The sequence below is a fragment of the Streptococcus sinensis genome (genome assembly GCF_000767835.1).
Taxonomy (GTDB): Bacteria; Bacillota; Bacilli; order Lactobacillales; family Streptococcaceae; genus Streptococcus; species Streptococcus sinensis.
In genome coordinates, this window is the sequence record NZ_JPEN01000084.1 from 1 (window position 1) to 12,692 (window position 12,692).

Annotated in this window: 14 protein-coding genes; 1 reads left to right on the forward strand and 13 read right to left on the reverse strand. The window is 43.4% G+C overall.

Translation table 11 applies throughout. The annotated features are described in order from the left end of the window. Nucleotides 1–134: 134 nt before the first annotated feature. From SSIN_RS07470 to fabM, 13 genes are all read right to left on the reverse strand, one after another. Complete coding sequence (locus SSIN_RS07470) at nt 135–896, reverse strand: acetyl-CoA carboxylase carboxyl transferase subunit alpha (RefSeq protein ID WP_037617525.1); 762 nt, start codon at nt 894–896, stop codon at nt 135–137. Beyond that, on the reverse strand, nt 893–1,756 hold the full coding sequence (gene accD, locus SSIN_RS07475) for an acetyl-CoA carboxylase, carboxyltransferase subunit beta (RefSeq protein ID WP_037617527.1): 864 nt from the start codon (nt 1,754–1,756) through the stop codon (nt 893–895). The genes SSIN_RS07470 and accD overlap by 4 nt, the downstream gene beginning before the upstream one ends. A gap of 65 nt (nt 1,757–1,821) precedes the next feature. After that, entirely contained in the window at nt 1,822–3,189 is a 1,368-nt protein-coding gene (accC, locus tag SSIN_RS07480) for an acetyl-CoA carboxylase biotin carboxylase subunit (RefSeq protein WP_037617530.1), read from the reverse strand. Between the two features lie 18 nt (nt 3,190–3,207). Then, entirely contained in the window at nt 3,208–3,630 is a 423-nt protein-coding gene (gene fabZ / locus SSIN_RS07485; RefSeq protein ID WP_008809611.1) for a 3-hydroxyacyl-ACP dehydratase FabZ, read from the reverse strand. Continuing rightward, nucleotides 3,627–4,115 carry an acetyl-CoA carboxylase biotin carboxyl carrier protein gene (gene accB / locus SSIN_RS07490; protein WP_037617533.1) on the reverse strand — a complete coding sequence of 163 codons (489 nt, stop codon included), beginning with the start codon at nt 4,113–4,115 and terminating at the stop codon, nt 3,627–3,629. Before accB ends, fabZ begins: the two co-directional genes overlap by 4 nt. Further along, entirely contained in the window at nt 4,116–5,348 is a 1,233-nt protein-coding gene (fabF, locus tag SSIN_RS07495; protein ID WP_037617534.1) for a beta-ketoacyl-ACP synthase II, read from the reverse strand. A 53-nt stretch (nt 5,349–5,401) separates the two neighbouring features. Then, the gene (gene fabG, locus SSIN_RS07500; protein ID WP_037617536.1) at nt 5,402–6,136 is read right to left on the reverse strand and encodes a 3-oxoacyl-[acyl-carrier-protein] reductase; all 735 of its coding nucleotides are present in this window, start codon (nt 6,134–6,136) and stop codon (nt 5,402–5,404) included. A 12-nt stretch (nt 6,137–6,148) separates the two neighbouring features. Continuing rightward, a complete protein-coding gene (fabD, locus tag SSIN_RS07505) occupies nt 6,149–7,069 on the reverse strand; it encodes an ACP S-malonyltransferase (RefSeq protein ID WP_037617537.1) in 921 nt (306 codons plus the stop codon). Further along, the gene (gene fabK, locus SSIN_RS07510) at nt 7,062–8,036 is read right to left on the reverse strand and encodes an enoyl-[acyl-carrier-protein] reductase FabK (RefSeq protein ID WP_037617539.1); all 975 of its coding nucleotides are present in this window, start codon (nt 8,034–8,036) and stop codon (nt 7,062–7,064) included. Before fabK ends, fabD begins: the two co-directional genes overlap by 8 nt. Nucleotides 8,037–8,171: 135 nt before the next feature. Then, nucleotides 8,172–8,396: an acyl carrier protein gene (locus SSIN_RS07515; protein WP_002893611.1), complete on the reverse strand. Its 225-nt coding sequence runs from the start codon at nt 8,394–8,396 to the stop codon at nt 8,172–8,174. Between the two features lie 55 nt (nt 8,397–8,451). Beyond that, entirely contained in the window at nt 8,452–9,426 is a 975-nt protein-coding gene (locus SSIN_RS07520; RefSeq protein WP_037617541.1) for a beta-ketoacyl-ACP synthase III, read from the reverse strand. Next, complete coding sequence (gene fabT, locus SSIN_RS07525) at nt 9,426–9,860, reverse strand: fatty acid biosynthesis transcriptional regulator FabT (RefSeq protein WP_037617543.1); 435 nt, start codon at nt 9,858–9,860, stop codon at nt 9,426–9,428. Before fabT ends, SSIN_RS07520 begins: the two co-directional genes overlap by 1 nt. A gap of 142 nt (nt 9,861–10,002) precedes the next feature. Continuing rightward, a complete protein-coding gene (fabM, locus tag SSIN_RS07530) occupies nt 10,003–10,794 on the reverse strand; it encodes a trans-2-decenoyl-ACP isomerase (RefSeq protein WP_037617545.1) in 792 nt (263 codons plus the stop codon). 253 nt (nt 10,795–11,047) lie between these two features. Between fabM and SSIN_RS07535 the strand changes: the two genes are divergently transcribed. Continuing rightward, the gene (locus SSIN_RS07535) at nt 11,048–12,412 is read left to right on the forward strand and encodes an aspartate kinase (RefSeq protein ID WP_037617547.1); all 1,365 of its coding nucleotides are present in this window, start codon (nt 11,048–11,050) and stop codon (nt 12,410–12,412) included. The last annotated feature ends 280 nt before the right edge of the window (nt 12,413–12,692 follow it).

Sequence of the window (12,692 nt, forward strand, 5' to 3'; positions counted from 1 at the left end):
ATAGCTACTGTCTTATCTCATTTTTCACTTAAAGCCTTGATAGACTTGACAAATGGTAGAAAAGAGCCATAAAAAAAGACAAACATCTCATCTTGATGCTTGTCTTCAATCAGAAACCGAGTTCAACTCGGTTTTTAATATTTTCTGAATCGTTGATAACGATTTTCCAATAATTCTNGTTTGGAAAGTTGAGCCAGCTCAGTACTGATTTCTTCCTTGACCGCAGCTAAGAGTTCGTATTTATTGAATCCGCGTTCTGGAATAACCTTATCCACAACTCCCATCTGTAGCAGTTCATGGGAAGTGATTTTCATCAGCTCAGCTGCCTCCATAGCCCGACTGCCATCTTTCCAAAGAATAGAAGCAAAGCCTTCTGGGCTTAGTACCGCATACATGGAATTTTCCAGCATCCAGACCTTGTCTGCAACAGCCAGTGCCAGAGCACCACCTGAACCGCCCTCACCGATGATAATGGCAATAATGGGGACCTTAAGGTCACTCATTTCCATGAGATTGCGGGCAATCGCTTCTCCCTGTCCACGCTCCTCAGCGCCGACACCAGGATAAGCTCCCGCAGTGTTGATGAAAGTCACAACTGGACGCCCGAATTTCTCTGCCTGCTTCATCAAACGCAGAGCCTTGCGATATCCTTCGGGATGAGGCTGACCAAAATTTCGCCGCAGATTATCCTGCAGATTGCGACCTTTCTGAATCCCGACAACCGTTACAGGCTGGCCCTGTAAGGTTCCAATACCGCCAACAACGGCACCGTCATCACGAAAAGAACGATCTCCATGCAACTCCACAAAGTCATCAAAAATCCCCCGAGCAAAATCTAAGGCCGTTAAACGCGCCTGATTACGCGCTTCCTTGATGATCCGAATGATTCTTGTCATAGGCCACCTCCATGAAAGCTTAAAAGTGTGGCAATTGTATCACGTAATTCACCACGCTTGACAATTGCATCAACAAAACCATGTTCCAGCAAAAATTCAGCCTTTTGGAAATCATCTGGCAATTTTTCTCTTACAGTAGACTCAATGACCCGACGGCCAGCAAAACCAACCAAAGCTTGAGCTTCTGCTAAAATGATATCGCCTTCCATAGCAAAGGAAGCCGTGACACCGCCTGTTGTCGGATCTGTTAGGACTGTCAGATAAAAGAGCCCCGCTTTGGAGTGACGTTGCACAGCAGCAGAGGTCTTGGCCATCTGCATGAGACTCATGATGCCTTCCTGCATCCGAGCACCGCCAGACGCTGTGAAAAGAACGACCGGCAGCTCCTGCTCTGTCGCATACTCAAAGAGACGGGTTATCTTCTCCCCTACAACAGTTCCCATGGAAGCCATGATAAAGTTGGAATCCATGATTCCCAGAGCAATTTTTCGGCCTTTAATCAGAGCTGTACCAGTCAAAACGGCCTCATCCAGACCTGTTTTTTCACGCATCTGCGCCAGTTTTTCCTTATAATGAGGAAAACGCAGCGGATCCGTTGTCTCAATCCCAGTGAACAGTTCATCAAAGCTATTCTCGTCTGCGATTAAGCTCAAACGTTCAAATGCAGTAATACGGAAAGTGTAGCCACAATTTGGACAAATCCGTTCGCTTCCCAAATCTTTTTGATAAATGGTGTGCTTACACCCTGGACACTTGGAGAATAGTTCATCTGGCACCTCTGGTTTAGCCTGAGGCGTCTCACGAATCGCCCGATTCGGATTGATTCGGATATATTTATCCTTTTTTGAAAACAAAGGCATTGCTTACTCCTTTATCAAATCTAAGAGTGATTCTGTCTAATTAAAACAAAACCACTCTCTGTCACTTAATTTTTATCTTGATAAGCTGGGAGAAATTTTTCCATTAGAAAAGCTGTATCGTAGTCTCCCGCAATCACGTTCGGATCAGAAATCAAATCCAGCTGGAAACTGCTATTGGTCACAACACCGTCAATTTCTAGCTCATAGAGAGCCCGCTGCATTTTCATTAGCGCATCAAAGCGGTTTTCTCCATGGACGATAATCTTGGCAATCATGCTGTCATAGTACGGTGGGATAGTGTAGCCGGGATAGACAGCTGAATCCACGCGCAACCCCACTCCTCCGCTAGGTAGATAAAGGTTAGAAATTTTACCAGGACTCGGCGCAAAGTTAAAGGCTGGATTTTCAGCATTGATCCGACACTCAATTGCATGGCCCCGGATTTCAATATCATCCTGTCCAAAGGACAGTTCCTGCCCATTAGCAATCTTGATTTGCTCCTTGACGATGTCAATCCCCGTCACAAACTCTGTGACTGGATGCTCCACTTGAACCCGAGTATTCATTTCCATAAAGTAGAACTCACCCTTGGCTTCATCCAACAGAAACTCAATCGTTCCAGCATTTTCATAGCCGACAGACTGAGCAGCCCGAACAGCTGCTTCCCCAATCTGCTGGCGCAGGGTTTTCCCAATCGCCACCGACGGGCTTTCTTCCAGCACCTTCTGATTGTTACGCTGCAAAGAGCAATCCCGCTCCCCCAAGTGGACCACATGGCCCTGCTGATCTGCCAGGATTTGCACTTCGATATGACGAGCTGGATAAATCACTCGCTCCATATACATGGCACCATTGCCAAAGGCCGCTTTAGCTTCGCTAGAAGCAGATTCAAAAGCCGCTACTAAATCCTCAGCCTTTTCAACCTTACGGATGCCCTTGCCGCCACCGCCGGCAGAAGCTTTGAGCATGACTGGGTAGCCAATCTTTTCGGCTACTTCCAAGGCTTCTTTAGAAGTATACACCTCTCCATCAGATCCTGGAATAACCGGTACTTTGGCCTTAATCATCTGCGCTCGAGCATTGATCTTATCCCCCATCAGATCCATGACAGCGCCTGATGGTCCAATAAACTTAATACCGACTTCTTCGCACATGGTCGCAAATTTGGAGTTTTCACTCAAAAAACCAAAACCAGGATGAATAGCCTCCGCCTCGGTCAAAACAGCAGCCGAAAGTACCGCATTCATATTGAGATAAGAGTCCGTGGATTTGGCTGGGCCGATACAGACTGCCTCATCAGCCAGTAAAGTATGGAGCGCTTCCTTGTCAGCCGTTGAATAAACTGCTACTGTCGCAATCCCCAACTCGCGGGCTGCGCGAATAATTCTGACCGCAATTTCCCCACGGTTAGCAATTAAAATTTTACGAAACATGGTGAAATCTCCTCTTTCTTACTGACCAATCGCAAAGGTCAAGGTTCCACTGGCTGCAAGTTTTCCGTCAACTTCGGCCTTGGCCTCTACCACTGCAATGGTGCCACGGCGCTTGACAAACTTGGCAGTCATAATCAATTGATCGCCTGGTACGACTTGCTTTTTGAACTTAACCTTGTCCATGCCAGCATAGAAGACCAGCTTGCCCTTATTTTCTTCTTTAGACAATTCCAGCACACCAGCCGTTTGAGCCAAAGCTTCCATAATCAAAACACCTGGCATGACAGGATACTGAGGAAAATGCCCGTTAAAGAATGGTTCGTTAATTGTCACATTTTTTAGAGCGACAATCTCATCTTCACTGACTTCCAAAACGCGATCCACCAAAAGCATGGGGTAGCGGTGCGGAAGTGCTTCTTTTATTGCATTGATATCAATCATTTAATGCGTACCAACCCTTTCCCAAACTCAACCATTTCTTCATTCTGGACCAAAATTTCTGTGACCAGACCATCTTTAGGTGCTGGCACTTCATTCATGACCTTCATGGCTTCAATAATCATCAGGGTTTGACCTTTTTTTACTTGGTCTCCAACTGTCACAAACGGCGGCTTGTCCGGGCCAGCTGCTAAGTAAGCCACACCAACCAAAGGACTTTCCACAACATCACCTTCAGCAGCAGGAGCCGGAGCATCTGAAGCTACCTCAGATACTACAGATGGAGCTGCTTGGGGAGCTGGCTCAAGCACAGGCGCACTCGCAGCCTGCAGAGGGGCAACAATTGGAGCTGCACTGACTGCTGGAGCTGGGGCTTTCCCTTCATTCTTACTGAAAGACAGCTCATCGCTTTGGTTTTTATAAGAAAATTCACGCAGGCTTGATTGGTCAAACTGAGCCATCAAGTCTTTAATTTCATTGATATTCATCTAGTCCTCCCAACGCTTGAATGCCAGAACAGCATTGTGACCACCAAAGCCAAATGTATTGGAAATCGCATAAGGAATTTCCTGCTCCTTGCCTTCCCCAAATACAACATTTGCTTCAATATAATCTGATACTTCTCTTGTACCAGCTGTTTTTGGTACAAAGCTGTGGCGCATCGCTTCAATAGTCGCAATCGCTTCGACTGCACCAGCTGCCCCGAGCAGGTGACCGGTGAATGATTTAGTAGATGAAACAGGAACATCCTTACCAAGAACTGCAACAATAGCACCACTTTCACCCTTTTCATTAGCTGGAGTTGAAGTTCCGTGGGCATTGACATAAGCAACATCTGCTGGGCTAATCTCTGCTTCAGCAAGAGCCAATTTAATCGCCTTAATAGCACCCTGACCTTCTGGATGCGGAGAAGTCATGTGGTAAGCATCACAGGTATTTCCGTAGCCAACTACTTCTGCAAGAATCGTTGCTCCACGTTTTTCAGCATGCTCCAGACTTTCAAGAACCAGCATACCAGAACCTTCCCCCATAACAAAACCATTCCGGTCTTTATCAAAAGGAATAGATGCGCGAGCAGGATCTTCTGTCGTGGAAAGAGCCGTTAAAGCTTGGAAGCCAGCAATCGCAAATGGTGTGATAGAAGCTTCTGAACCACCTACCAACATCACATCTTGGAAACCAAATTTGATAGAGCGGAAGGCATCGCCAATCGCATCATTTGAAGAAGCGCAAGCCGTATTGATTGATTTACAGACTCCATTTGCTCCGAAGCGCATAGCCACATTCCCAGCGGCCATATTTGGCAGAGCCTTTGGCAAGGTCATCGGTTTGACACGTTTCGGACCTTTCTCATGCAAACGAATGACTTGATCTTCGATTTCCTTAATGCCACCGATACCAGATGCAACGATGACACCAAAGCGATCCTTGCCAAGATTGTCAACATCTAAGCCAGCATGATTGACCGCTTCTTGAGAGGCATAAAGGGCATACAAGGAATAGTTGTCAAAACGATTGGTGTCTTTCTTGATAAAATATTTATCAAAAGGAAAATCTTGAACTTCTGCTGCATTATGAACAGCAAAATCGCTGTGATCAAATTTGGTGATGGGACCAATCCCAATCTTACCTTCTTTTAAACTATTCCAAAATTCTTCGGGTGTATTTCCGATTGGAGAGGTTAATCCATAACCTGTTACAACAACTCGATTTAGTTTCATAGTGAACTCCTTTATGATGATTGGTGAACTTTCAAATCCAAATTCATTTGAAATTACTGCATGGTCAGCCCGCCGTCAATCGTGATGACTTGACCGGTAAGATATTCCTGTCTCGCCAAGAACAAGGCAACATCAGCCACTTCTCCGGTATTCCCGAACCGTTTCATTGGGATTTGAGCAAGGGAGGCTTCTTTGATTTTTTCAGGAAGCCCGTCTGTCATATCCGATTCGATAAAGCCTGGGGCAATTACATTGACACGGATATTGCGCGCTGCCACTTCACGGGCAACCGACTTAGAAAATCCAATCAAGCCAGCTTTAGAAGCTGCATAGTTGGCCTGACCGACATTACCAGTCAAACCGACAACACTTGATAAGTTAATGATTGCTCCCTGGCGAGCCTTGGTCATTGGTTTCAAGACAGCTTGTGTCATATTAAAGGCACCAGTCAAGTTGACCTTCAGCACTTGCTCGAAGTCTTCCTCTGTCATCTTAAGCATGAGCTTATCTCGAGTAATCCCAGCATTGTTAACCAAGACATCTACAGACCCCAAAGCCACAATCGCCTCCTCAACCATTCGCTTGGCATCAGTACCATCAGACACATCGCCTGAAATAGCCACGACCTTGATCGGATAACCAGCAAACTCAGCTAAAACGTCATCTGAAATTTGACCGCGCCCGTTCAAGACAATATTGGCACCTGCACTTGCAAACTTATGTGCAATGGCCAAACCGATTCCACGGCTAGAGCCAGTAATAAAAACATTTTTATTCTTTAATTCCATTGGTATTCCCCATTATTTTTCTAGTAGGGCTGTCAAAGTGTCTACACTTTCAACATGATGAACAACTGCTGATTTATCAATTTTCTTCATAAAGCCAGACAGGACTTTCCCTGGGCCAATCTCGATAAATTCTGTCACACCAGCTTCCTGCATTTTAGCGATACTGTCATAGAAACGAACTGGTTCCATGACCTGACGGGTCAGCAATTCCTTAATTCTGCCAGCTTCCATAATATCCGCTTCTGTATTGCCCACTAGTGGAAGCTGAAATTCAGCAAATTCCGTTTCAGCCAAGACCTGAGCTAATTTTTCACTGGCTGGTTTCAAGAGCGCTGTATGGAAAGGACCAGAAACATTCAGCGGAATCAAGCGTTTCACACCTACTTCCTTGAGTAATTCCACCGCCTTGTCCACCGCTGTCGCATCGCCCCCAATGACGATTTGACTAGGAGTATTGTAGTTGGCTGGAGAGACTACTCCCAGCTGACTAGCCGTCTGACAGGCTGCCTCAATGAGAGAGACCTCTGCATTTAAAACTGCTACCATTTTACCAGAGCCAGCAGGGGCAGCTTCTTCCATAAAAGCTCCGCGTTTAGCGACTAGAGCTACCGCTGTTTTGAAGTCCAGCGCACCAGCAGCTACCAAGGCAGAGTATTCACCCAGAGAAAGACCAGCCACCATATCAGGCTGGATTCCTTTTTCAGCCAGCAGGCGATAAATAGCAACAGAAGTTGTCAAAATTGCTGGCTGAGTATAGCGAGTTTGGTTAAGTTTTTCCTCATTCTGGTCAATCAATTCCCGAACATCATAGCCCAGAACCTGGCTGGCTTCCTCAAAGGTCGCCTTGACCACGCCATACTGATCATAGAGGTCACGAGCCATCCCCAGATACTGGGCCCCCTGACCGGCAAAGAGAAAGGCTGTTTTAGTCATTTCTAGTCACTCCTGCCCAACGTTTTGCTTCTTGCTGAATCTTTTCAGCAGCGCCATAATAAATATCTTTGAGAATTTCTTCTACTGTTTCTTCCTTGCTAACCAAGCCGGCAATCTGACCGGACATGACCGAACCATTTTCCACATCGCCACGGACAACCGCATTGGCCAAGGCACCAGCTCCCAGATTTTCAAAAACAGTCAAATCTGGATTTTCTTGCTTGAAGGCTTCTTTTTCTGCCTTTTCGAAATCACGAGTTAGCTTATTCTTGATAGCACGAACCGCATGGCCGAAATGCTGAGCAGAAATTGTCGTATCAATATCCCGAGCCTTCAAGATCATATTTTTATAATTTTGGTGGGCATTGGATTCCTTAGCAACGACGAAGCGTGTTCCAACCTGAACAGCTTCAGCTCCCAACATAAAGCCAGCTGCCGCCCCTGGTCCATCTGCAATACCACCAGCTGCAACAACTGGGATATTCACAGCCTCTACAACCTGACGTACTAAAGACATGGTAGTCAGTTTACCGATATGGCCACCGGCCTCCATCCCTTCTGCAATAACCGCATCCGCTCCGATTTTTTCCATCCGTTTAGCTAGAGCTACACTTGGTACAACTGGGATTACGGTAATGCCTGCTTCGTGGAAGCGAGCCATGTACTTACTTGGATTGCCCGCGCCAGTCGTCACCACTTTAACTCCTTCTTCAATGACAAGATCCACAATATCTTCTGCAAAAGGAGAGAGAAGCATGATATTAACACCGAAAGGACGGTCTGTTAAAGACTTGATTTTGTCAATATTGGCCTTCACCACTTCCTTAGGAGCATTTCCACCACCGATGATGCCAAGACCACCAGCTTTTGAAACCGCACCAGCCAAGTCACCGTCCGCAACCCAGGCCATTCCACCTTGAAAAATAGGATATTTTATATCTAATAATTTTGTAATTCGTGTTTGCATAATACCTTCCTCTAATCATTGCTTAAGTAATAGCTGGATTCCAAACTACCACATGCGAGATGTATTTCTTTACTTTGACAGTCAAACTATTACCTAAACAAGAGAGAATATCTCACGATACTCTCAAGTTCTTGTTTATTTTGTTTTTTCTTCTACGTAAGCAACCAAGTCACCAACTGTATTTAAGCCTTCTTCAGTTTCGATTTGGATGTCAAAAGCATCTTCGATTTCTGAAATAACTTGGAACAAGTCCAATGAATCAGCTTCAAGATCATCGAAAGTTGACTCAAGCGTAACTTCTGATGGCTCTTTGCCAAGTTCTTCAACGATAATTTCTTGTACTTTTTCAAATACTGCCATGGATAGACTCCTTTAAAAATAAATATTTTTTATCAATGTGTTTCCACATGACTAACTAAATTGTAACAATAAGCGTGCCCCATGTCAAACCTCCACCGAAACCTGACAGCAAAATTGTCTGATTTTCGTTCAGCTTAATCAAGTCCTGTTGGACACACTCAGATAATAAAATCGGGATACTGGCTGCACTGGTATTTCCATATTCCATCATATTAGCAGGCAGCTTTTCCCTAGTGACTCCCAGTTTCTTAGCCATCTTGTCCAAAATCCGGATATTGGCCTGATGCAACAACAGATAGTCAAGATCATCTACTGAAAACTGGCTTTCCTCAATGGTGCTTTTAATTGATTGAGCCACATCGCGAATAGCAAAGTCAAAAATTGCCCGACCTTCCATTTTCAAATAACGTGTATCTTCTTGCTTCTCTGAAAAAGGTGAAGACAAGCCAAGCCTGCCACTAGTCAGACTCTCACCTCTCAGACCATCTGTAAACTGACTTTCAGCCCAAAAATGCTGTCTTTCTGAAGTTTCAAGTAAAACACCGCCAGCACCGTCACCAAACAATACCGAAGTCGTGCGATCTGACCAATCCACAACCTTTGATAAGGTTTCACTTCCAATGACCAAACCTTTTTTATACCGTCCAGAAGAAATAAATTTCTCACCTGTAGACAAAGCAAAGATAAAACCGCTGCAGGCTGCCGTCAAATCAAAAGCAAAAGCATTCTTAGCGCCAATATTCGCTTGAACCCTAGCTGCAGTAGAAGGCATCATAGAATCAGGCGTAATAGTTGCAACGATGATAAAATCAATCTCATCAGCAGAAATTCCGCCCTTCTCTAACAACTGCTCAGCAACCCTTGTCGCTAAAACACTGGTGGTTTCATTTAAAGATATGTGACGTTTTTTAATCCCTGTCCGGCTTGAAATCCATTCATCACTAGTGTCCATCAATTTTGCCAAATCATCATTCGTGACAATTTGACTAGGAGCATAATGCGCAGTTTGGCTAATCTTTGCGTAGTTCATCATTTCAGCTCCTCTAAAAAATTATATAAGTTATGCAGACCTTTTTGCATCACTTTTCTTTCTTCCGAACTCATTCCTTCAACCACCTGCATAACCATCCGATTATGAAAACGTTTATGAAGACGATACAAAAGTCGGCCATTTTTAGTCAGATTTAGGTGAACCACGCGGCGATCAATTTCTGAACGTCGACGTTCGATATACCCTTTCCGCTCCAAATTATTCAAACTGGTTGTGACAGTCCCCAAAGTAACCATTAATTCTCTTGAAATATCACTTGGAGTTGCATTTGGAGTGGAGCCAATAACATCAATCGTATGCATTTCTTTAATAGAGACATCTTTAAAACGACTGCCTCGGAGGCTGGACTCTTCAATGACCAAGACATTGTTAAAAATCGATGTTAAATAATCATTTACTAGCTGGGAATTCAAAAACCACACCTCCTTAAAAAATACTTTGGCATTCAAATTTTATCAGATATCAAAATAATTTGCAAGCCTTTTTGAAAATTATTTTGAAAATCAAATAATTTTTTATAATTACTCTTGGGATGTAAACCTTGCCAATTTTCGCCTATTTCCCTCTAAACTTAGGTCTACGCTTTTCAGTATAGGCTTGAACACCTTCTTTAAAGTCCTCGGTGAAAGCAAGGGATTTCTGCAGTTCTAACTCCAACTCTGCATATTCTTTCCAACCGCTGAAGAGGCTCTTCCAAACCATTTCTTTCATGGCCCTATAGGAATTAAGAGAGCCACGTTTTAATTTTTTAAGAAGTTGCTCCGTTGTTTTTTCCAGTTTTTCAGACTCACAGACTTTATAGAGCAAGCCATACTCCAAAGCCTTCTCTGCTGTCAAAGCCTCCCCTGTCATCACCAAATGAGTTGCCCGAGTCACACCGATTGCCCGAGTCAGTAAGTAAAGACCACCTGCATCTGGCGCCAGACCGACCCCGACAAAGGCTTGGATAAAACGCGATTTCTCCGTCGCAATACAGAAATCTGCAGCCACGACCATATTGGCTGCAGCACCTGCAACCGGCCCATCCACACTCATGATGACTGGTTTGGGCAAGCGCTTCATAGCAAAGGAAATATCATTGACCAGCTCTGCAATTTTTACCAAAGATTGGATATCATCAGCACTGACAGCCCTTTGCATTTCAGCCAAATCACCACCGACTGAAAATACTTTACCATTAGCATTGATGACTAAAAATTTCACAGCCTGATCATTTGCGGCAAGTTCAATCGCTTCTAAAATTTCCTCACACATAGGAATATTAAAACCGTTTGAAACTTCCGGACGATTAAAAGTAATGGTCGCTACTTCATCAGCTACCTTGTAAAGAATACCATTGAAAGTCATTCTAGCTCCATTCCCGACTTGATATATTCAGTCGATTTTGTTTTATGATTAAATAATTTGACACTCAAATTATAATGCAGTATCTATTCTAACATAAATAATTTTGAAAGAAAAGAAAAAATAAATAAATTTAAATGATAACCAGATGTTAAGTCATTTACAAAAACTTCACTACTTTTAGAGATTGAAAAAGAAGAATTGAAAAATTTTCAGAATTTTGTTATAATTTTTAAAATAAATATGAGGAGCATCCATGAAAGTTGTAAAATTTGGCGGAAGTTCACTAGCTTCTGCAACTCAATTACAGAAAGTGTTAAATATTGTCAAATCAGATAAGGAACGTCAATTCGTTGTTGTATCAGCCCCAGGAAAAAGAAATGATTCTGATACCAAAGTCACAGATGCTTTGATTAAATACTATCGCGCATACATCGCTGGTGACGATGTTTCATTGCAGCAAAAATGGATTATCAACCGTTATGCAGATATCGTGGCGGAGCTGGGATTAAAGCAAACTATTCTCGATAGAATTTCAAAAAACATTGTTTCATTAGCCACTCTGCCAATTGAAGAAAATGAATTTCTTTATGATACTTTTCTTGCAGCTGGTGAGGATAATAATGCAAAATTAATTGCAGCTTTCTTCAACCAAAACGGAGTTCCTGCTCGCTATGTACATCCAAGAGAAGCTGGACTTTTTGTTTCCAGTGAGCCGGGTAATGCCCGAATTCTTCCATATAGCTATGATAAAATAGAAGAATTAAACAACTCCGAAGAAGTTCTTGTCATTCCAGGATTTTTCGGAGTTACCCGCGATGGACAAATCTGCACATTTTCTCGTGGTGGTTCTGATATTACAGGTTCTATCATTGCTGCAGGGGTCAAAGCAGATATCTATGAAAACTTTACTGATGTCGATGGGATTTTCGCAGCCCATCCTGGCATCATCCACAAACCACATTCCATTCCTGAACTGACCTACCGTGAAATGCGGGAATTGGCCTATGCTGGCTTTACTGTTCTCCATGATGAGGCCCTGCTTCCTGCTTACCGTGGTAAAATTCCGCTGGTTATCAAAAACACTAACAATCCTGAACATCCTGGAACGCAAATTGTTCATAAACATAGCAAGGAACATTTACCTGTCGTCGGGATTGCTGGTGATGCAGGCTTTGTAAGTATCAATATGTCTAAATATCTCATGAACCGAGAAATCGGCTTTGGTAGACAGGTTCTCCAAATCCTAGAAGATTTGAACATTGGCTGGGAGCACATGCCTACAGGAATTGACGACCTCTCCATCATCTTGCGCGAGCGCGAATTGACCCCTATCAAAGAGGAAGAAATCCTTCGCCAGCTTATCCAAAAAGCAGAGGTTGATCATGCAGAAATTGAACACGATCTTTCCATTATCATGATTGTCGGTGAAAAAATGAAAAGCCATATTGGGGTTACAGCTACCGCAACCAAAGCTCTTTCAGAAAATAATATCAACATTCAAATGATGTCCCAAGGCTCAAGTGAAGTATCTATCATGTTCGTAGTCAATAAAGAGCAAGAAAAAGCTGCTATCCGAGCGCTATATAAAGCCTTCTTTAAACCACAAACAAAAGAATAAATCATCTAAGATTCGTAGTAGACTTGATTATTAGACACTTCCAAAAGCTCACTACCTTCCAGAAGTGAGACTGTCAAGCCATGACAAAAAAAGATGTTCATTTTATAATAAAGATCATCGATCCGTGGTCTTTAACAGAGCATTTTCTAGTCTATCAAAAAATTGGATAAGTAGGGAGCATGAGACAACTCATACATCTTTGTGCATAAATAAAAGAGCTCTATAATTTCTGTAGTGGGTAAATCCACCGCAGGGATTATGGAGCCTATTTTGTTGTAGA

Coding starts and splice junctions, on each gene's coding strand:
- accB (WP_037617533.1), bottom strand. CDS start 4,115: ATGAATATCAATGAAATTAAAGACTTGATGGCTCAGTTTGACCAATCA.
- fabG (WP_037617536.1), bottom strand. CDS start 6,136: ATGGAATTAAAGAATAAAAATGTTTTTATTACTGGCTCTAGCCGTGGA.
- fabD (WP_037617537.1), bottom strand. CDS start 7,069: ATGACTAAAACAGCCTTTCTCTTTGCCGGTCAGGGGGCCCAGTATCTG.
- SSIN_RS07535 (WP_037617547.1), top strand. CDS start 11,048: ATGAAAGTTGTAAAATTTGGCGGAAGTTCACTAGCTTCTGCAACTCAA.
- fabF (WP_037617534.1), bottom strand. CDS start 5,348: ATGAAACTAAATCGAGTTGTTGTAACAGGTTATGGATTAACCTCTCCA.
- fabK (WP_037617539.1), bottom strand. CDS start 8,036: ATGCAAACACGAATTACAAAATTATTAGATATAAAATATCCTATTTTT.
- accC (WP_037617530.1), bottom strand. CDS start 3,189: ATGTTTCGTAAAATTTTAATTGCTAACCGTGGGGAAATTGCGGTCAGA.
- accD (WP_037617527.1), bottom strand. CDS start 1,756: ATGCCTTTGTTTTCAAAAAAGGATAAATATATCCGAATCAATCCGAAT.
- fabZ (WP_008809611.1), bottom strand. CDS start 3,630: ATGATTGATATCAATGCAATAAAAGAAGCACTTCCGCACCGCTACCCC.
- fabM (WP_037617545.1), bottom strand. CDS start 10,794: ATGACTTTCAATGGTATTCTTTACAAGGTAGCTGATGAAGTAGCGACC.
- SSIN_RS07515 (WP_002893611.1), bottom strand. CDS start 8,396: ATGGCAGTATTTGAAAAAGTACAAGAAATTATCGTTGAAGAACTTGGC.
- SSIN_RS07520 (WP_037617541.1), bottom strand. CDS start 9,426: ATGAACTACGCAAAGATTAGCCAAACTGCGCATTATGCTCCTAGTCAA.